This window comes from [Clostridium] aerotolerans DSM 5434, from assembly GCF_000687555.1.
GTDB lineage: Bacteria > Bacillota > Clostridia > Lachnospirales > Lachnospiraceae > Lacrimispora > Lacrimispora aerotolerans.
Map to the genome: position 1 here is coordinate 1 of NZ_JHWJ01000011.1, position 19,406 is coordinate 19,406.

Sequence of the window (19,406 nt, forward strand, 5' to 3'; positions counted from 1 at the left end):
CAAAAAGGTACACCTTTTTAGCAACATGGTATGCTTGTCTCATTTTAAAATCTGCACTTTCTGCCATACTAGTAACGACAGGAGGTTTTAAAATAGTATGAACAATTTCTACGGTTATGTGAGAGTATCAACCCTCGACCAAAATATGGAACGGCAGTTAGTTGAACTTAACAAATGGGGAGTATTGGAAAAGAATATATATTGTGATAGATTATCCGGTAAGGATTTTAACAGGCCGCAATACCAGAAGCTAAAGAGAAAACTAAAAGAAGGAGATGTCCTGGTGGTGAAAAGCATTGACCGGCTGGGAAGAAATTACGAAGACATTCAAAGGGAATGGAGGGAAATTGTCAAAATCAGAAAAGCAGACATTGTCATTATTGACATGCCTATTCTTGACACACGTACCAATAAGGACTTAATTGGTACCTTGATATCAGACATTGTACTTCAGCTGCTTTCTTATGTAGCACAGGCGGAACGTGAGAATATTAAGCAGAGACAAGCAGAAGGAATTGCCATTGCAAAGGCTCAGGGCCGGCATTTAGGGCGGTTTCCGTCTCCTCTTCCAGAGGACTTTTACCCGGTTTATGAAAAATGGGAAAGAAGGGAATACAGCTTAAGAACCGCAAGTGAAGCTCTGGGAATTACCATCAGTCAGTTTCGGACCATGATAAAGAAGCATAAAGGAAGTGGAAACGAAGACCCGACTTGAAAACCAGGGGCAATCTGTGATAGAATAAGAAGAGATTATGCAGAAAGAAGGTGTTATTACGAAGATTCAGGAATCTGCTGAAAATTATTTGGAAACCATTTTGATGCTTCATAAGAAAAATGGAAATGTACGGTCCATTGACATCGCAGGAGAGCTTGAATTCTCCAAGCCCAGCGTCAGCGTCGCCATGAAAAATCTCCGGGAGAACGGGTATATTGAGGTGGACGAAAACGGTTACATCACTCTGCTGGAAGAAGGACAGGAAATTGCAGAAAGAATGTACGAGCGCCACACGTTACTGTCTGACTGGCTCATCTCTCTGGGTGTCACTCCTAAGATCGCAATCGAAGATGCCTGCAGGGTGGAACACGTGATAAGCGCTGAAAGCTTTGCTGCGATTAAGGATCATGTGAATAAGGATCAGAATCCATAAAGAAAAGTGTGTAAGTCATATCGATACTTACACACTTTCTTTTTTTATCCCTTTTCTCTCCAGGTCAAGAGAAATGCAGAATTAATAATTACAAGAATAGAACCTGCATTATGTACCAGGGCACCTAAGACCGGATTTAATACACCTGTCATAGCAAGAACGATGGCAATAAAATTTAAAATCATGGAAAATGCCAGATTGTACTTTATGGTTCTCATCATCTTCTTTGACATTCGAAGCAAATGAGGCAGCTCCTTGATCTCATCACTCACCAGAGTGATATCAGCAGCGTCGACTGCAATGTCGCTTCCTATGCCTCCCATTGCAATTCCTACATACGCCTTTTTAAGGGCCGGCGCGTCATTGACTCCATCCCCAATCATACAGACATACTCTTTTTCCTTCTGCCAGGATTCTATAAAGCTCATCTTGTCTTCTGGAAGACAACTGGCATGAACCTCCCCGATTCCCAGCTGCGCTCCGATCTGTCTTGCCCCGTTCCTGTGATCTCCTGTAAGAAGCACTGGAGTGATTCCGGCTTCCTTCACCTTGGAAACCACGAAAGCCGCTTCCTCCCGCATGGTATCTGATAAGGCCACAAGTCCTGCTGCCCTTTCATCCACGGAAACATATACAACGGTGCAGCCCGTTTTCCTGTACTCTTCCCCTTCTTCAATCTGCTGTGGCAAAAGGGTAATATCCTTTGTCAGGAGAAGTTCAGGACTTCCTACCATGACCTCCTTCCCCTTCACCCTCGCCTTAACACCTCTGCCAGGCAGCATAACGAATTCTTCCCCATCAGGTGCTTCTTTTTTTGTGGTTTCCCGGTAGGAAAGAGCAATGGCCTTTCCCAATGGGTGCTCAGAACGTGCTTCCGCTCCAGCTGCCATTTCAAATACTTCTTCCTTAGTCAACTCTGTTAAAAAGCTGGATACCTTAGAGACTCCAGGAGTCCCGTAGGTGAGGGTTCCTGTTTTATCAAAGGTAACCTTTTTAACAGCTGCCAGACGCTCCAGGGCATCTCCCTCTCTTACCAGAAATCCGTGCTTCGTTGCATTTCCAATGGCAGCCATAATGGCGGTGGGGGTGGCAAGGACAAGGGCACAGGGACAAAACACTACCAGAATGGTTACTGCCCTTAAAATCTCACCGGTGAAAAACCAGGTAAGTGCCGCGGAGAGAACCGCTGTTATTACAATCCAGGTGGCCCACCGGTCGGCAATGCCTACGATCTTAGCTTTACCAGCATCTGCGGATTGGACCAGACGGATCATCCGCTGTATGGAGCTGTCTTCTCCTACCTTTATAGCTTTCATATCAAAGGAGCCAAATTGGTTGACCGATCCGCTTAAGACCTCATCCCCTTCTTTCTTATCCACTGGCATGGATTCTCCCGTCATCACTGCCTGATTCATGGAGGTCTGACCAGTTAGTATCACGCCGTCTACAGGGATGGTCTCTCCTGGCAGTACTCTTAAGATATCTCCTGCCTTGATCTGCTCTGCTGGGATAATCTCTTCCTTATTAGATACAAGCCTTCTGCCAGTGCGTGGGGTTAAATGTACCAGCTTCTCGATTCCAGCTCTTGCTTTTTCTACAGTCAGGTCTTCTAACAAGGCTCCAAGCTGCATGATAAAAGCTATTTCTCCGGCAGCAAAGTGCTCTCCAATGATAACAGACGCAATCAAAGCAATGGAGACCAGGACATCGGCCTTAATATCAAATTCTGTCACAAGGCCAATGACTGCCTCCAGGATAATGGGAATCCCGCATAAAAGTATGGCTACCCAAGCCCCGTCAAAGGGAAGGGGCACCAGATGGAAAAGACTGTTTATCAGAAACACACCGGATATTACAAGTAATGTGATATCCTTTTTACTACCGCCCCAATCCATTAATTCTTCTAATTTTTCCATGACTTCCTCCCGTCTTTTATACCTATAGGGGTATATGTACATCCTTAATATACCAATGGGGGTATGGGTTGTCAAGATAAAAAAAGAAAAGTTCCCTAATCCATTGCTTCTGCAAAAATGCAGAACACTGGAATCAAGGAACTTCTCTTATGGTGAAAACTTATATTACTCTTTTATTCTGATTTCATTGCACCAGTTTCATCGATATCGTAACCGTCTATTCTTGTGCTGACTGCAAGGGTTCCATCGGTGTAGAAGTAATACCATTTCTCTTTGATCTTCAACCATTTACCGGATACCATCATACCATTTACGGTAAAATAATAATATTTGCTGCTGCCGTTTCCATCGGCATTCAGCCAGCCGGTATATGCTTTTTCATCCTTGTAGTACATAAGCTGTCCGCTGTCATTCATGGCCCAACCCATGGCCGCTTTAGGATCAATGGATACCTTTACCAGCCGATGAAGCATCATGCTGGCCTGGGCCCGTGTAACTTGGTTTTTCGGGTGGAAGTTATGGTCTTCTTCTGCCATGACAATGCCAGCCTGCTGCATTTCATAAACAGCAGATGTATAAGCCCTGTCAATGTTGCTGCTGTCATCATAATTCACAAGTTCCCTGGTAACAGGCGGTAGGCAGCCAAATTCATTCTTTCTATAAGCGTTTAGCACAGACGCCATCTCTTCCCTGGTTACTTTCTGATCCGGGGAGAACTGTTTATTTCCCGTTGCCTTAAGAATGCCTTTTTTATTTGCCCAGTCGGCATAAGGTGCCAGAACACTATCAGGGGCTACATCAATAAAGCTGTTGACCGCAAAATTGCCGGTATCTGCATGAGCCAGCCTGCCAAGAGCGATTGCCAGCATTCCACGGGTCACCGGGGCATCCGGGGAAAATAAAATGTCTGAGGTTCCGCTCATCAGACCTCTACCTGAAACATATTCCATAGCCTCTTTTGCCCAATGACCGGATATGTCAGTAAATCCAGTGGCTGGAGCTGTATACCCTACACCAACGGTCTGAAATTGGTTGGAAGAGAGAATTACACTCTTTGTGTTATCATCATAGGCAGAGCCTGGGATTCGGGTTTCTTGTCCCTGCTCATCTACATGCACTCCGTAAAGATAGCCGTTGTCTTCTTTCTCAGCCGGAATATAAGGAATCCCGTAAATTGCCGTTCCACCTCCAAGAGTGGTGATTGCTATGGAATTTCCATCCCTTTCAAACCTGGCAGTTACTCCGTAGGTTGGACGGTTCTTACTCATGGTCTTTCCCTGTTCAGAAAGATTTGATTTTGCAGACATGGTGATGCTAACATCTCCTGTGCTTTGCCTGCGGATATCCCTTATGGAATTTATGTCAAAATTTATGGATCCCTGACTACTCTTTAATTCAAATTGTCTTACATTCTTTTCAGTCAGTATTTTCATTACATGCTGGGGCAGAACAAATTCAGGATTCTGCTCTTTGGCAATATCCTTTGCCAAAAGAGAAACGCCTATTCCGTTGGCTGTCTTACCCTTAGCCTTTGCTTCCTCCCATGCTCTGGTCATGGCATCTAACACTGCTTTTTCTGTTATATTTATGGTTGCTTTTCCATTTTGAGATTCACTGGCTGATAGTTCCTCTCTGCCCATAACAGGCTGACCGGTCCATCTGCTGCAAACAGCCTGTCCGTTTTCAGAGCTTCCGCCGCTGCTACTTCCACCGTCCGTATTGCTGCCGGTATAGCTGATTGCATAGGTAGAAAAGCTTTTTGTATAGATGGTAATGGTATCGGTTCCTTCTATAAAATACTCACCGTTTTCATCCCCAGCCCCATTTTTAAGAGTCTGTACGGTATCATTATGAACCCGGTGTACAGAAAGTCCTGATTTCCCCTGGAGGTTTTCCGGGAGAGGTAATACTATTTCAATAATATCCGGCAATATAGAGATTCTTTGAGGTGTGCCCGGAAGGTTATTCTGGGTCTGTGTCTTAAATACAGAAAGGTCAAGATAAAGTCCAATGGTTTTACCGGAAGCAAAACTTTTAATCTTGTCAGCATCTTCCTTAATCTCCTGTCCGTTTCTTAAACCTGCCACCAGCTTTAATTCCACCTTATTGCCAGGAATTTGTGCAAACTCCTTATCTTCCTGGGTGAACTGGTCTTCCAGATTTCCTACTACAATATCAGGTGCACCTGCCTGTACATCTACAAGGCTGTTGGTAATTCCCTCAGGCAGCTTGATTGCATCTCCAAATACGAAATTTTCATTGTCCACGATGATAAGAAGGGTAACTACTTTGCCTCCTTTGGTCACAATCAGGTTATAGGTGCCATTTGGTATGCCAGGAATAACAAAATTACCAGCTTCATCGGTAGCTCCGCTTCCCATCTGGCGTCTTCCCTTTTTCACAACAACATTTGCGTCAGCGACCGGATTGGTACTGCTCTCTTCCTCCACCCTGCCGGAGACTGTATAAGTTCCGGTAATGGCTGCCTTTGGTGTTACTGGCGCAGACGGTGCTGAGGCCGGTCCTGTTCCTACTTCATTCGAAGCTGTGACTGTAAAGGTATAGGATACGCCATTGGTAAGCCCTGTTACCGTAATGGGACTGCCGGTTCCGGTAAATGTTCTGCCTCCTGGATTGGTAGTTACCACATAAATAAGATTCGAGCTTCCTCCATTGTCAACTGGAGGAGAAAAGCTAACCACTGCTTTTCCATCTCCTGGCACTGCTGTTACATTCTGAGGGGCACCTGGAACCTTAGTGGAGATTGGTTTTTGAAGGGTTACTTCCGTTAAATTATTATCTCCGGACAAAGGTATGGTTTTCGTTTCATAACCTGCTGATGACAGTGTTCTGGAGCCTTTTGGCAACCACATATATGCCACTCCGTCTTCTTTAGTCACTGCTCGGTAGGTATAGCTGCCAAGGCTTCCATTAACCTCTGATGTTATAACTACTTCCGCTGCCGGATCTGCGGTTGCCTTAACCCAGTATACATCATCACCACCAGCTTCATTCTTAATGGTATTTGTGGAGCCTGTCTCCATTAAAATGGTTTTTATATTTCCTGTGGAAGCGTAAACTTTCTTTCCCATAACAGAATCACGTTCAGCAGCTGCGCCTTTTCCTCCGCGGATGAAAACATCTCCTGCATCAGCAGCTATATTGACCATTCCTGCTCCTGAAGAATCTCCATACGCCCGCAGTCCCACACCGCCTACGCCAGTGGTTCCGTTTCCTCCGGTAGCAGTGACATTGGCACCATTTTCAATAATGATGGAGCCGCTGTGGGCATAGACTGCATGGGAGCCGTTTACTTCTCCGTCTCCGCCGGTCACATTTATAGTTCCACCAGCCAGATTAATATCACCAGTTAAGCTGTAAAGCCCCAGGGAACTGTTGGTGTTTCCATTACCTCCCGTAGCGGTGACATTGCCTCCGGTGATGTTTATCCCCTCTTCAAAACCGTAGGCTGCCGTTCCTCCTACACCGTTTTCACTGTTTCCACCAGTTGTAACAACGGTTCCTCCCGTTATGGTGAGCTTATTAAATGCATCCAGACCTCTGCCTCCGTATGCTCTATGAGAATCTCCTCCCGTTGCCGTTATGGACCCATCTTCAATGGTGATGTTCCCCCCCTTTGTATGATCCACGCTTGGGTAGGATGCCTGGATAGCAAAACCGCCCGTTCCATAAATAAGCCCGGATTCTCCGCCAATTGCGTTAACCTCTGCATCACCAATGAAAATATCTCCCCAGGTCACCTTAATTCCGGCTCCCCCGTCATTTTCCGGGTTTGCCCCACCCTCAGCATTGACTGTGACTCCCCCATCAATGGTGAGCATGGCTCCCTGATTGTCTGCATAGGTGTAGGCTTCCATGTAAATACCAGAGCCGCCTTCATAGCTGTATGCCGTGGGACTTCCGCCGTATACATTCAGTGTTCCGCTGCCGGTGATAAGAAGATTCTGATCATGTATGGACCTTATGGCGCTACCGCTGCCAAAGCCGGCAATATTGCAGGTACCACTAATATTGATTACCATCTGGTCTGCTTCTTTATCATTTTTACTTAGCAGCAGTCCGTTATTTTCCAGACCCGTTTTTGCCGGTGCGGTGATATCAAGATCTTCTAAATTCAGAGTGATATCATTGATAACTTCGATGTATGTACTTTCACAGGAAACCGAATTCCCCTCAATGGTCACTGTGGAGCCATCGTCTGACTGCACCTCAATTTTAATGACTGCTGACGGAGATTTATGGATGGTGAGAGTCTCACTGCTTCCGGAAAGAATGATGGTTTGATCCGTACCCGTCCATAGATACCGGTTATCCCCGATTTCATAGTCTGGATCATCAGGCATCAATCCGATTCCCACTACATCGCATACTGCATTTATGGTATCAGTCAGGTTCGTAATGGTCAGTGCATCTGTGGTCTGACCACTGGTACCGCTTCCGCTCCATAAGTAAGTATAGCTTCCTGCGCCGGAACCAGAGGCGGTTATGATTAATGAAGTTCCCCTGACAACCTTTGCTCCGCTTTGGATTTTCTTGCCCCCAGCTGTTGCCGTAATGGTGCTTCCGGTTGCGGTTCCGCTATGAGCTGCTGAAAAGTTTACCGTATAATAATCGATATATACATAGCTTACGTTATTGCTGACGGAGATGATCCTGTTGGTTTCCTCACCGTTAATATAGACATCATAAGTACCGTTTGCTACCTCGGTCTCGTAATATCCCGTGCTCACCCAGGGTACTTGAATGGAGGAAGTGTAAGTCCTTAATTCTACTTCTCCCTCCATATCCGTAGGTACATTGTCAAAATAAGTACTAATTTTTACGCTGTACAAGGTTCCAGCCGGGACAACGGTAAAGCTTACATCAAAGCTTTGGTCGTCTATCTTACTGCCGGATACGGTTATTGTGGCGGAATAAGTACCTGTTGTCAATCCTGTTATGGGAGCTATGGAAAAACCATCTGTTGCGCCCACTCCAATGCTTGAAACTACGTTTTGGGATAAGAGAAAGCAGTTATCATTATCTTCGCTAAGCTCAATACTCAGATCTCCCGAAGATACTGTACCATTATTTACAATACTGACGTAATAAGGTGGACGGGCCCCGTAGCCTTCTTCTGCTGCATTGAAGGTATATAAGGGAGCCGCTCTGATCTCAATATCAACAGCCGGTTCCGCAAGTAGAGCCTGAACTGGCGTTGCCAGCTCCATCGGGCTTACCTCAGGCACTTCATTCACCGGCTCTTCTATGACCACTGCCGGTTCTTCCTCTATTACCTCTGGTTCTTTTGTTGCCTCAGAGGGTGTCGCTGTTTCGTTCTCTTCCGTTTGTGTGGTGAAACTTTCCAAGCCAAAGCCAGGAGTTCCTTCCTCTGCCGCGACCGAAATCGGCATCAGACCCACGACCATGCATATAATAAGAAATATGCTGACAATTCTCTTTTTCATTTGTTTTCTCCCCATTTCTAGTATTCAGAGATTGGGAAATCATCTGCTTTTCCTATTTCACCGCTTTTAAGGAAAACACAAAATGATTCCTATTTGTTAGGTGTGGCCGCAATGTCTTTGATATGTAGCTAAATTCTGTACCTTCTCTTGATCTTCAACCCCTTTCAGAAAGATTTCACATACCTGCCACAGCAGAATGGCAAAGCCGCTATTTTATAAGGAACGCAGATAGCGTTATGGATCACGATTCCTTTATTCAATTAAAAAAATCAGCGTTTCCAACTTAAATACACTTCTGGGAATCTCTGATAATTTGACAAACTTTTACTATATTCGGCATTTTTTTGTAGTATATCATATGTTTTTCAAAAATAACAGATATATTTTTTATGTTTCAGTACCTTTTGAAATTAAATATATATTTAACAAATATACAAGCATAATAATTACAAATATTAGAAATTTACAAAAATAAAATACTGTTTTGTAACCATGATATTTTTCGAATTTTCTTCCATTAAGGCCATTATCACAACTCGTAATAGTTGAAATATAGATTTTGGCACAAAAATAAGGGTACCGCTCTATCACATCATGTCTTGTGATATTGCGATACCCTTTACACAGGCTTTAAGTCATATTGGCAAATCGTTCTACTGCCTTTGTAAAGCTTTCAATGGTCTTTTCTGCATCTCCATGTTCAATTCCATCTCTGACGCAGTGATTAATATGGCCTTCCAAAACTACCTGACCTACCCTGTGAAGGGCAGATTTGGCTGCGTTGATCTGGGCGAGAACATCTTCGCAGGGAACATCTTCTTCCACCATGCGGTCAATGGCCTGGACCTGTCCGATGATTTTCTTTAAGCGCCGATGCAGATTATCAGCATCCATACATTGTTTCATGTCACACCTCCATATACCACCAGGGGTATATGGACATTATGGGTCAAAATCCATGGCTTGTCAATACTCTGTCATCACCTTAAGAAAAGCTGGACACCTTAATATCTTTCGCCGCATCCTTTCCAATGGCAAGCCGCTTATCGCCCACGCCCAGAATCACGCTCCCATAAAATTCTCCTACCACACGGACGGTCATGCCTTCTTCTAATTCATGGCTTTTCATCATCTCCATGGTATGAGGACTGCACATCATCCACTGAATGGTATAGGTCCCACCGATTTTTACATCATTTAATGATTCCATTAGAATCCTCCCTAATCGCTTACGTTGAGAGTTATTCTAACCAATCCGGTCCGGGACATACGCAGGGCTTACATCCATTCTTTATAGCGTTTGATATATACCTTTTTCCAAATCTGTACACAGATTAAGTATCCTGCAAGCAGTGCCACCAGCCAGGGAATAAATACAAGAGGCAGAGGTCTCATATCAAATCCCACACCAAAGCCTGAAAATCCGATTCCCAGTGCCAAGGCGGCAACAATACAGGTGGATACCAGAAGGGGAAGAGACGGTATACTTTGTATAAAAGGCAGCTTTTCTGTACGGATCATGTGGATAACAAGTACCTGTGATACGGTACCAAATACGAACCAGCCGCACTGGAACAGGGGAGAAAGCTCCTGCTTGTTGGCTCCCACTGCCCACCACATAACGCCAAAGCATAACAGGTCAAAGATGGAGCTTAAGGGACCGAAGAAGCCCATAAAGGTCTTAATGGATTTCGTCTCCCATTTGTGGGGCTTCTTTAAATATTCCTTGTCTACGCGGTCAAATGGAATTCCCATCTGGGAAAAATCACAAAGCAGGTTCTGGGTTAAGATCTGTACCGGAAGCATAGGAAGAAACGGAAGGAACAGGCTGGCAAGGATGACGGAAATCATGTTGCCAAAGTTTCCGCTTGCAGCCATCTTAATGTATTTAATAATGTTTCCAAAGGTACGGCGTCCTTCTATGACGCCTTCCTCCAGCACCATCAAATCCTTTTCCAGCAAGATAATATCCGCGGTTTCCTTTGCAATGTCAACCGCACTTTCAACAGAGATTCCAACGTCGGCCTGATGAAGAGCCGGTGCATCGTTGATGCCATCTCCCATATAGCCTACGGTATGGCCTGCGCTCTGGAAGGTTTTTACTACCCGCTCTTTCTGGGAGGGTGACAGCTTGGCAAAGAGATTACAGGTTTTCACGGCCTCAAAAAGCGCCTCATCTGTCATGGCCTCCACATCGCGTCCGGTTAAGATATGATCTACATCGACCCCTACCTTTTTACAGACCTTGGCTGCCACTCCTTCGCTGTCCCCGGTAAGAACTACAGTTCGAACTCCGTGTTCTAAAAGGGCGGAAACTGCGGCTCCTGCACTCTCCTTTGGCGGATCGAGAAAGCCTACAAATCCAATGAGTACCATGTCCTGTTCATCTGCCACGCCGAATGTACCAACTCCAGGCACCTCATTTTTCTGAGCCACAGCAATCATGCGCAGGCCTTCTGCATTGTATTTATTGTAGGTAGCCATGGCAATGTTTCTGGTCTCCTCATCCATGGGAAGAACCTCTCCGTTCATTTCCATAAAGCTACAGGCTTCCAGCATTTCCTCCACGGCACCCTTGGTGATCAGCTGAAGCTTTCCTAAGCGGTCCGATAAAACCACGCTCATTCTTCTTCTGGCAAAATCAAAGGGAATCTCATCTACCCGGTGGTAGGATTCCAATATATCATTGAGGCCATTTTGTTCGGCACGGTTTATAATGGCAAGGTCAATTAAGTTCTTAAGTCCGGTCTGGAAATAGCTGTTTAAAAATGAATGACGTAAAATTCTGGTATCATCCACGCCCCTGATATCCATGTATTTTTCCAGTACCACCTTATCCTCTGTCAAGGTACCGGTTTTATCGGTGCACAAAATATCCATTTCCCCAAAGGTCTGAATCGCTCCCAGAGTTCGGACGATGACCTTGTGCTTTGACATGGAAACGGCTCCTTTTGCAAGGGTGGAGGTCATGATCATGGGAAGCATCTCCGGAGTCAGACCAACCGCAATGCTAAAGGAGAACAAAAGAGCGCCTGACCAGTCTCCCTTGGCAACTCCATTGATTAAAAATACAATGGGAACCATGATAAGCATCATCCGCACCAAAAGTCCGCTGACGGAATCCACACCGCGCTCAAAGCTGGTCTTTGCCCGATCACCGGAAAGAGACTGTGCCATGGAGCCAAAGAATGTGCTGTTTCCTGTCATTAAGACGATGGCTAATGCACTTCCGCTGACCACATTGGAACCCATAAAGCCTATGTTCTTAAGATCGGTCAGTGCGTCCTTTGGGCTGTTGTCCCCATCGCTGAATTTTTCCACCGGAGCTGATTCTCCTGTAAGTGCCGCCTGGGCCAGAAAGGTGTCTTTTGTGGTTAAAAAGCGGACATCCGCAGGCAGCATGTGGCCGGCGGATAGCTGAACCACATCTCCCGGAACCACCTCACTCATGGGGATTTCCGTAAGTACGCCGTCTCTCCATACATCTGCTTTATTGGATATCATCTGGGTTAGCTGCTCCGCGGCTGCATTGGAACGCTGGGACTGGATAAATGCTACCAGGCTTGACAGCACCACAAGTCCTACGATAATTCCTACGGTCAGATAATCTGGTTTTGATGATGCGATAACATCTGTAAAATAAGTAACAGCAGCTATGATTAATAGAATCACGTTAAAGGGATTGATGACTGCCTCTCTCAAACGGTGAAGCGCCGTATCCTTTTTTCCTGCTGTAATTACGTTAGGGCCAAATTCCTGCAGCCTCTCTTCTGCCTCACTCTCTGTAAGGCCGGTCTTTTTTGCTGAGAGAAGCTTAAAAAGCTCTTCTTCCTTAAGAAATGCAAGATTTCTGATCTCTTGTTCCTTAAAAAGACGGTTCTTCTTTTGCTGGGTATCCTTTAATTTTCCTGTTAATAATCTCATTGGTCTCATTCCTTTCTTTTTTAGAGTCCCCAATGAAAATAAAAAAAGGCATAAAAATAGCCGTCCCAACAGACGGCAGAAATCAACAGGAAAATAAAGCCCTTATGTATCAAAAGACATAGGACATCTTCCCGGTCATAACTTCCATATATTGGGTTTTATATTCATATTGGGGCTTGAAGCCGTACATCTGACTTCGAGGGCAACTGTCCATGTCTTCACTCCTTTTTTTCATAGTATTTCATATTAAGTGTAGACCACCTGCTATCAAATGTCAACCTTAAGATCCCAATCTAAAAAATGTGGTAATATTTGGATTATGTCCTTCCACCACAAACACCTTATAATGGATGATTATAAGCAAAGGAGTTTTACCATGCCAAGACGAGGTGAAAATATTTATAAGCGTAAGGATGGCAGATGGGAAGGACGGCTGTTAAAAAAAGATGGAAAATATCAGTATTTTTACGATTCCAGCTATAAGGGCGTGAAAGAAAAAATGAAACTATCTCCTGAAGCTAAAAAGTCCAAAAAGAAACAGGACGCTACCCCCGCAAAAGATGCAGCCGGTTTATTGGAAGCATGGTTAGAGGATACGGCTCAAAGGGTGAAGCCATCTACCTATGACAGCTATTACCGCTGTATGAACAAATACATAATTCCATTTTATGAAAATAACAGGTATTCCAGGATCACAGAAGAATCTGTCCTTCGCTTTACCAAGCTGATAAAAGAGGAAACAGATCTTGCAGATTCATCCCGGAGAAAGATTCTGGCGATCCTTAAAATTGCTTTAAGAGAAATTCTAAAAGGCTCCCCGGAGTATATTGCCATCCTGGAACAGATCAAGCCGCCAAAGGGAGGGGAAAAAGAGGTGGAAGTGTTTTCCATGAAGGATCAGCGCCTCATTGAGCAGGCCGCCCTTCATCATGAGGATAAACGAGCCATTGGCATAGTCATGTGCTTTTATACCGGAATCCGTCTGGGTGAACTATGTGCCCTCAAATGGAAGGACCTGGATTTAGAATCCGGCACTCTGTCAATAAACCGGACTGTTTCCAGAGTTCGCAACCTGGAAGATGGAGAAGAAAAGACCATGCTATTTGTAGGTTCTCCAAAAAGCCGTAAATCATTAAGGAAAATCCCTCTTCCCGATTTTTTATTACAGCGTCTGAAAGAAAAAAGGGGCAAATTTGATGAGGAGGATTATATTTATTCTGGAAATCAACAGCCTTATGACCCCCGCCGTTTCCAAAAGCTTTATAAAAGAATCTTAAATCAGGCAGGGGTCACAGACCGGAAGTTCCATGCCATCCGTCACACCTTTGCTACCCGTGCCTTAGAGCTTGGGGTTGATATTAAGACCATCAGTGAGCTGCTGGGGCATTCCAGTGTTTCCATCACCTTAAATATCTATGCCCATTCTCTGATGGAACAGAAAAAAGCAGCCATTGAAAAATTCAACGACCTTTATGAGTTCAATGCAAAAAATCAGCCTTTATTGTAACACTTTATTTTCCAAGGGATTGGGGGAAAATGCTTTACTTAACTGAAGCAATCTGGTAGAATTACCCAAAATGAAAGGATGTCTGGAACATTATGAAGGGTAAGAATTTCAGCATTGTGATTTTAAAAGGGTTCCGATTTGGATTACTACTACAATTTGCCGTTGGCCCCATGTGCCTGATCGTCTTTCAGACAGCCACGGCCTACGGATTTTTTAAGGGCCTGTCTGTAGTGTTTGCCATTGCACTGGTTGACGCGTTATACATCGCACTTTCCTGCGTGGGAGCTGCTGCTGTCATGAATCGGCCTGGCGTTCAAAAAACAGTTAAGCTCATAGGGTGTATTGTCCTGGTTTTCTTTGGAGTAAATACGATTTTTGGTGCCTTTCATCGTAATCTCCTGCCAGACATCGCTTTATTCCCTGACGTTACAGGGGGAAGCCTGTTTATGAAGGGGCTGGTTCTGACCGCCTCTAATCCTCTTACCATTATTTTCTGGAGCGGTATGTTCTCCACTCAGATGATTGAGAACAACTGGAAGAAAGAACAGCTTTTCTTCTTTGCTGCTGGCTGTGTCTTAGCCACCATAGGATTTTTAACAGGTGTCTCTTTTATTGGAAGTATAGCAAGCGGATTTTTACCTGCTGTTCTGATACAAGTGCTGAACGCGGTCGTAGGCTTTGTATTAATTGGGTTTGGGATAAAACTGCTTGTGAAAAAGGACAATGCCAGAGAGGTAGAGGAAATGGCTTAGATAAATAAACAGGCTGAGGTGATTTCCTATTACGAAAAAAGATGGACCGCATATTCTCGCAGTCCATCTTTTTTATTTTATAATCAGAACTCAAAACCAAGATAAGTAAAGGTTCCGTAGGCATAGCTTCGGTGCAAAAGCTTTGGAGTTCTATCTCCGCCGCTTCCCATTGCTGTAAAAAGAGGCATAATATGTTCCTCTCTTGGAACAGCCAATCTGGCATTAGGAGCCAGGGACTGATACTGAATAAGATCTTTGTAATTCAACTCTTCCACCTTTTTTATCATCCAGTCATCAAACTCTACCGCCCAGGCTACCGGCTTTGTGGCATTTCCATACAAAGCGCCCAGATTGTGTACCGTAGAACCGCTTCCAAGGATTAATATGTCCTCTTCTGCCAGAGGCTTTAGGGCCTCTCCAATTTTAAGCTGCTCCTCTTTGGAGCGGAATGGGTTAATCGAGACCTGAACCACCGGAATATCTGCCTCTGGGAACATGATGTAAAGTAAGGACCATGTTCCATGATCTATTCCCCTGGTATGGTCCAGATTGGATTCTATCTGATTCTCTTTTAAAAGATTCTTTACCTTTTCTGCCAGCTGAGGAGAGCCTTTTGCCGGATATTTTATGCGGTAAAGCTCTGCTGGGAATCCGTAAAAGTCATAAATCATATCATAGGTTCCTTCCACCGATGAAATGGCTGTGACCTCTGTTTCCCAGTGTGCCGTAAACAGCACAACTGCCTTTGGCTTTAAGCTTTTCCCAAGCTCTCTTAATAATCTAATATATTCATTATCCTCCAGTACGAGGTCTGGCGCACCATGGCATAAAAACATTGGATGTATCATAAGCAATCTCCTTTCATCCATATCATCCAGCACATCTGATGTGTTGTACTTTATTTATATCAGGATTTCGCTTATATTTCAACCACATTATGGAGTTTTTGGGTCAATTATCGTTTTATTTCTTTTAGCCACCTGGACAAGCAGAATAATTAGGAATACAAAACATAAGTTACCAGATAACTTCCAGATGCCCTGAATAGGGATTCTGGCTGCCAAAAAGCTGCTTGCCAGGGAAGCGGATAAACACCCCAGCTGGAACACAAAGGAGCTTAAGGATAATATGCTTGCCCTGATATGATTGGGAGTATACTGGTTGATGAGCGTGTTCTCTGCTACATTTCCCATACCATGAAAAAGGTAAAATCCTGCATACCCCAGAAGAAACCCCGGAGTGTTGGTCTGTAAGGACAGAATCACCAGAATAAGACTAAAACTCAGCCTGCAGATTCCATATATTTTCCACTGACCAAAGGGGTACTTAATGAGCAGCTTTTCGCTGGCTGCATTCCCCATGGCAGACAGGAAGAATCCCATAAATGATACCAGCCCCAGTGTCCAAGTCGCATTTTTCAGAACAGATACCTCCAAATATACAGGCTGCCAGTAGGTCTCAATGGACGAGATCAAAAGTCCGGTAAAGAACATGCCTAAAAGAACGTATTTTAAACCTCCGGAGGATATGACAGCTTCCTTTCCCATTCTTAAATGAGCCCCAAGAGATACTCTTTTTTCGTTTTCTTTTCTCTCCTTCTTTTCCTTCTTTTCCCTTATACCAGCTGCACATAACATAAATACAGCAATGGTAAGGCCTCCCTGGACCAGAATTACTCCCTCTGTCCCTCCCACATAGGAGATAAATCCCCCTAATATACTGCCTGCTGCAAATCCTGCTGCCTCCAGGATGGACAAACGGGAGGAAACCGTTGGAATACACTCCTGCCCATGAGTTTCCACTGCCTGCTCAATGAACAGAGCATCAAGGCTTCCAGAGGAAAAAGCACGGCTCATACCGTTAAGGATAACACAAGGAATTAAAAGGGTGATATCATCAGCCGCAATTAATAGGGTAAGTGAAAATAATTTCATGACTGCAGATAATAAAAAAGCAGTCTTTCTTCCCAACAAATCCCCACAGATTCCGCTTGGAAGCTCAAAAACCAGAGCTGACAGGGCGTAAAGGCCGATTAATAGGGGAAGTGTCTTTAAATCTGCTCCCCTCTCCAGTAAAATAAGGTTCAGTACAGGCATTAAAATCCCCATGGAGAAATAGTTGATAAAAATGACCGACTGCTGGGTCTTATTCATCCAGTTCCTCCTTCGCCTGGTATAGAATCAACGCGTACTCCCAGGGAGACTTCTCCTCAGATGGTTTATCATGAGCTTTTAAATATTGGGAAATCATCTGGAAAAGTTCTTTGGATTCTTCCTCTGTAAGGTGCATCACTCCTGTTATGATGTCTCCAAACTGGTGAACCATTTCCGGGCGCACTTCCTGGTTACTGTCTAAGACTTTTCTCTTATGTGAAATGAAGCCTTCATAAGCCTGTGCCACCTTTTCCTGTAGAAAAACCTCTCTTTGAGAAGTCCACTGGTCATTATGTTCAAGCCCAATTTGTACCATTGCATAGGCTGATTTATAAAACTTTGCTGTAATCCCGTTAATTTGTCTGGTATGGTCAAGCTCTAAAAGTCCTAAGGACATGAGCTTTCCTATATGATGCTGGATACTGGAGGCAGAAATTCCCATCTTGTCAGAGAGCATCTTCGGTGTCATGGGCTCTTTTGATAATTCCAGAATACGGAGTAGCTGCTGCCTTACTGGATTCATATAGATTTCCAATTCTTTTTTCGTAGATAAAATGATTTTTTCCATACCTGTTATCCTTTCGTTTTTTCATTACACGAATTATAACATTACATAATATGTAATGTCAATGTAAATGTAAATAATTCTCTACTCCTGATCCCAGGCTTTATTTATGATTGCTAAAGGTGTCCGGTTCGCCAGATTTTAGCGCTTAAGTACTGTCACGTTAGTGACAAACTACAATAAAAAAAGCCAACAGGATCATCTCCTCATTGGCTTGGTCGCCATCCCTGTTTCATCGTAGACAAAGATAGCATTTCTGCATTTTTTTGCTTCATATAGAGCATGATCCGAGTGGACGAACAAACGGGTTGCATCTATGTTGGAAGAGTAAACTGCCAGACCGAAGCTGGCTGTTAAGTGAAGCTTTGGGCCCTCCTCAAATCGAACGGATTCCACCTGCTTTCGAATCCGTTGGCACAAAGCCACGGCTTCTTCCACCACTGAATCCGGAAATAAAAGGCAAAATTCATCTCCTCCATAGCGAAAAGGTATGTACTTCCCTTCATTTTCCTTTAGTATCCTGGCAAATTCCCGTAAGCACTGGTCTCCCATGGAATGGCCCCAGTTGTCATTGATTCCTTTAAAATGATCGATATCAACCGTTGCCAGCACCCATTTTTTGTGGCTTTCCTGTGTTTCCATGTTATAAAGAGCTTCCTGAAGCGCCTTTCGGTTAAAGATTCCCGTCAGCTCATCCTTTTGCAGACTTTGTCTCAGCTCATACCGTTCAATATCCTTTTTCAGGATAGCCTTGTTTTTCTTTCGTTCAAAGCGAATCACTACCATACATGCGGCAGAAAATGCGAATAAAACGATGATGGAAACAAGAAAATCTCCAAATAACATCATATTATCAAGGACATAGGGCTTATCTCCATCCCATTTTACCACCAGCTCTGAAACAACGATGGAGACGATGCTTAGAAAGGCTGTGATGGTGGTCAGGCGGTAATTGGCATAAATGATGGTCAGCATTACTGCTCCGGTGAATATGTAGTAGGTGGATGTCAGGGCACTGTGAACACAGAATATAACAAAGCAGATAAACACAAAGGTCAGTGATACCAGATAAATCTTCTGATCCAGAGACAAAAAATCCATTTTCAGTGCCATGAATTCCAGAAAAACGCATATAACGTTTAATCCACTGGGCACGATGATATACTTAAAAAAGTACCGCCCTAGAGGGATGGTGATCACATCAGAATTCAGAAATAATAGGCTCATCATGCATTCTACCAGGAGAGCAAATATAACCACTCCAATGGTGATCTTATAATGCAGAATAAGCCAGTTTTTGTAAATCTGAGCATGCTCCCTTTCCATCTCCGCCAGATGGACGGTATTCAAATCTTCTTTTTCCATAAGATTATTCCTTAATTTATTTTAAGGAAGGAATTCTGCCCATGATTATGGTGTCATAATAATGTCCGTCTGATAGAAGCTTATCCTGTCTTAATACTCCTTCTACCTTAAACCCATGATCCATATACAGGAGAATTCCTCTCCGGTTGGTCTCTAACACGCCCAGCTCCACTTTTTTTATCCCACTTGCGTCTGCCCAGTTCATAGAACGGGAAAGAAGGTTTCTTCCGATCTGGTGTCCCCAGTATTTTTTCTGTACACAGACACCAAACATCGCCTTATGAGCCATTCGCTTAAGCGGACTTCCTACGCATCTGGAAAACCCTATGGGAGTTTCATTGACAAGAGCTACCAGAAACAAATGATTGTTCTCTCTGGTATCCTCCATAATGAGCTGCTTAAAATCATTTTCATCCAGAAGACCTTCCCCTGCTTCCCGGTCCATATGTTCCGTTTCTCCATCAATTAAAACCCTAAGCTTTGCTAACACCGCTGCATCGGATTCTTCGGCGGAACGGATGGTATATTTTAATCCTTTGATACAATATTCCTGTTTTTCTAGTTTCATACTCTTCCTCTTTCCGGCCGGTGATATTTCCGGTCTGTTT

General features: G+C 44.1%; 14 protein-coding genes. 4 read left to right on the forward strand and 10 right to left on the reverse strand.

Annotated features, from left to right (window positions below; translation table 11 throughout):
- The first annotated feature begins 97 nt into the window (after positions 1-97).
- Entirely contained in the window at positions 98-715 is a 618-nt protein-coding gene (locus T546_RS0114580) for a recombinase family protein (RefSeq protein WP_026892243.1), read from the forward strand.
- Between the two features lie 37 nt (positions 716-752).
- Entirely contained in the window at positions 753-1,148 is a 396-nt protein-coding gene (locus tag T546_RS0114585; RefSeq protein ID WP_034599454.1) for a metal-dependent transcriptional regulator, read from the forward strand.
- A 44-nt stretch (positions 1,149-1,192) separates the two neighbouring features.
- Here the strand turns inward: T546_RS0114585 and T546_RS0114590 are convergent, their stop codons facing one another.
- From T546_RS0114590 to mgtA, 5 genes are all read right to left on the reverse strand, one after another.
- Positions 1,193-3,064, reverse strand: a complete 1,872-nt coding sequence (locus tag T546_RS0114590) for a heavy metal translocating P-type ATPase (RefSeq protein WP_026892245.1) — start codon at positions 3,062-3,064, stop codon at positions 1,193-1,195.
- Between the two features lie 173 nt (positions 3,065-3,237).
- Positions 3,238-8,532, reverse strand: a complete 5,295-nt coding sequence (locus tag T546_RS24695) for an S-layer homology domain-containing protein (protein WP_026892246.1) — start codon at positions 8,530-8,532, stop codon at positions 3,238-3,240.
- A gap of 630 nt (positions 8,533-9,162) precedes the next feature.
- The gene (locus T546_RS0114600) at positions 9,163-9,438 is read right to left on the reverse strand and encodes a metal-sensing transcriptional repressor (RefSeq protein ID WP_024837421.1); all 276 of its coding nucleotides are present in this window, start codon (positions 9,436-9,438) and stop codon (positions 9,163-9,165) included.
- A gap of 79 nt (positions 9,439-9,517) precedes the next feature.
- Positions 9,518-9,742: a FeoA family protein gene (locus T546_RS0114605; protein WP_026892247.1), complete on the reverse strand. Its 225-nt coding sequence runs from the start codon at positions 9,740-9,742 to the stop codon at positions 9,518-9,520.
- A 68-nt stretch (positions 9,743-9,810) separates the two neighbouring features.
- Positions 9,811-12,456, reverse strand: a complete 2,646-nt coding sequence (gene mgtA, locus T546_RS0114610) for a magnesium-translocating P-type ATPase (protein WP_026892248.1) — start codon at positions 12,454-12,456, stop codon at positions 9,811-9,813.
- A gap of 376 nt (positions 12,457-12,832) precedes the next feature.
- On the opposite strand from mgtA, the gene T546_RS0114620 reads away from it, so the two are divergent.
- Together T546_RS0114620 and T546_RS0114625 are read left to right on the forward strand one after the other, a co-directional pair.
- Complete coding sequence (locus T546_RS0114620; RefSeq protein WP_026892249.1) at positions 12,833-13,963, forward strand: tyrosine-type recombinase/integrase; 1,131 nt, start codon at positions 12,833-12,835, stop codon at positions 13,961-13,963.
- Positions 13,964-14,055: 92 nt separating this feature from the next.
- Positions 14,056-14,715 carry a LysE family translocator gene (locus tag T546_RS0114625; RefSeq protein ID WP_034599456.1) on the forward strand — a complete coding sequence of 220 codons (660 nt, stop codon included), beginning with the start codon at positions 14,056-14,058 and terminating at the stop codon, positions 14,713-14,715.
- An 83-nt stretch (positions 14,716-14,798) separates the two neighbouring features.
- Here the strand turns inward: T546_RS0114625 and T546_RS0114630 are convergent, their stop codons facing one another.
- The 5 genes from T546_RS0114630 to T546_RS0114650 all read right to left on the reverse strand — a co-directional run bounded on the left by T546_RS0114630 (position 14,799) and on the right by T546_RS0114650 (position 19,366).
- Positions 14,799-15,563, reverse strand: a complete 765-nt coding sequence (locus tag T546_RS0114630; RefSeq protein WP_026892251.1) for a DODA-type extradiol aromatic ring-opening family dioxygenase — start codon at positions 15,561-15,563, stop codon at positions 14,799-14,801.
- Between the two features lie 87 nt (positions 15,564-15,650).
- Positions 15,651-16,868 carry an MFS transporter gene (locus T546_RS0114635; RefSeq protein ID WP_026892252.1) on the reverse strand — a complete coding sequence of 406 codons (1,218 nt, stop codon included), beginning with the start codon at positions 16,866-16,868 and terminating at the stop codon, positions 15,651-15,653.
- Positions 16,861-17,436 (reverse strand): ArsR/SmtB family transcription factor, encoded by a 576-nt coding sequence (locus T546_RS0114640; protein ID WP_026892253.1) that lies wholly within the window; start codon positions 17,434-17,436, stop codon positions 16,861-16,863. Before T546_RS0114640 ends, T546_RS0114635 begins: the two co-directional genes overlap by 8 nt.
- A gap of 195 nt (positions 17,437-17,631) precedes the next feature.
- Positions 17,632-18,798, reverse strand: a complete 1,167-nt coding sequence (locus T546_RS0114645) for a GGDEF domain-containing protein (protein ID WP_026892254.1) — start codon at positions 18,796-18,798, stop codon at positions 17,632-17,634.
- A gap of 16 nt (positions 18,799-18,814) precedes the next feature.
- On the reverse strand, positions 18,815-19,366 hold the full coding sequence (locus T546_RS0114650) for a GNAT family N-acetyltransferase (RefSeq protein WP_026892255.1): 552 nt from the start codon (positions 19,364-19,366) through the stop codon (positions 18,815-18,817).
- Between the last annotated feature and the right edge of the window lie 40 nt (positions 19,367-19,406).

What these genes read in the sequence shown, in the direction of transcription:
- T546_RS0114580 (WP_026892243.1), top strand. Translation starts at nt 98, where the DNA reads ATGAACAATTTCTACGGTTATGTGAGAGTATCAACCCTCGACCAAAAT.
- T546_RS0114585 (WP_034599454.1), top strand. Translation starts at nt 753, where the DNA reads ATGCAGAAAGAAGGTGTTATTACGAAGATTCAGGAATCTGCTGAAAAT.
- T546_RS0114590 (WP_026892245.1), bottom strand. Translation starts at nt 3,064, where the DNA reads ATGGAAAAATTAGAAGAATTAATGGATTGGGGCGGTAGTAAAAAGGAT.
- T546_RS24695 (WP_026892246.1), bottom strand. Translation starts at nt 8,532, where the DNA reads ATGAAAAAGAGAATTGTCAGCATATTTCTTATTATATGCATGGTCGTG.
- T546_RS0114600 (WP_024837421.1), bottom strand. Translation starts at nt 9,438, where the DNA reads ATGAAACAATGTATGGATGCTGATAATCTGCATCGGCGCTTAAAGAAA.
- T546_RS0114605 (WP_026892247.1), bottom strand. Translation starts at nt 9,742, where the DNA reads ATGGAATCATTAAATGATGTAAAAATCGGTGGGACCTATACCATTCAG.
- mgtA (WP_026892248.1), bottom strand. Translation starts at nt 12,456, where the DNA reads ATGAGATTATTAACAGGAAAATTAAAGGATACCCAGCAAAAGAAGAAC.
- T546_RS0114620 (WP_026892249.1), top strand. Translation starts at nt 12,833, where the DNA reads ATGCCAAGACGAGGTGAAAATATTTATAAGCGTAAGGATGGCAGATGG.
- T546_RS0114625 (WP_034599456.1), top strand. Translation starts at nt 14,056, where the DNA reads ATGAAGGGTAAGAATTTCAGCATTGTGATTTTAAAAGGGTTCCGATTT.
- T546_RS0114630 (WP_026892251.1), bottom strand. Translation starts at nt 15,563, where the DNA reads ATGATACATCCAATGTTTTTATGCCATGGTGCGCCAGACCTCGTACTG.
- T546_RS0114635 (WP_026892252.1), bottom strand. Translation starts at nt 16,868, where the DNA reads ATGAATAAGACCCAGCAGTCGGTCATTTTTATCAACTATTTCTCCATG.
- T546_RS0114640 (WP_026892253.1), bottom strand. Translation starts at nt 17,436, where the DNA reads ATGGAAAAAATCATTTTATCTACGAAAAAAGAATTGGAAATCTATATG.
- T546_RS0114645 (WP_026892254.1), bottom strand. Translation starts at nt 18,798, where the DNA reads ATGGAAAAAGAAGATTTGAATACCGTCCATCTGGCGGAGATGGAAAGG.
- T546_RS0114650 (WP_026892255.1), bottom strand. Translation starts at nt 19,366, where the DNA reads ATGAAACTAGAAAAACAGGAATATTGTATCAAAGGATTAAAATATACC.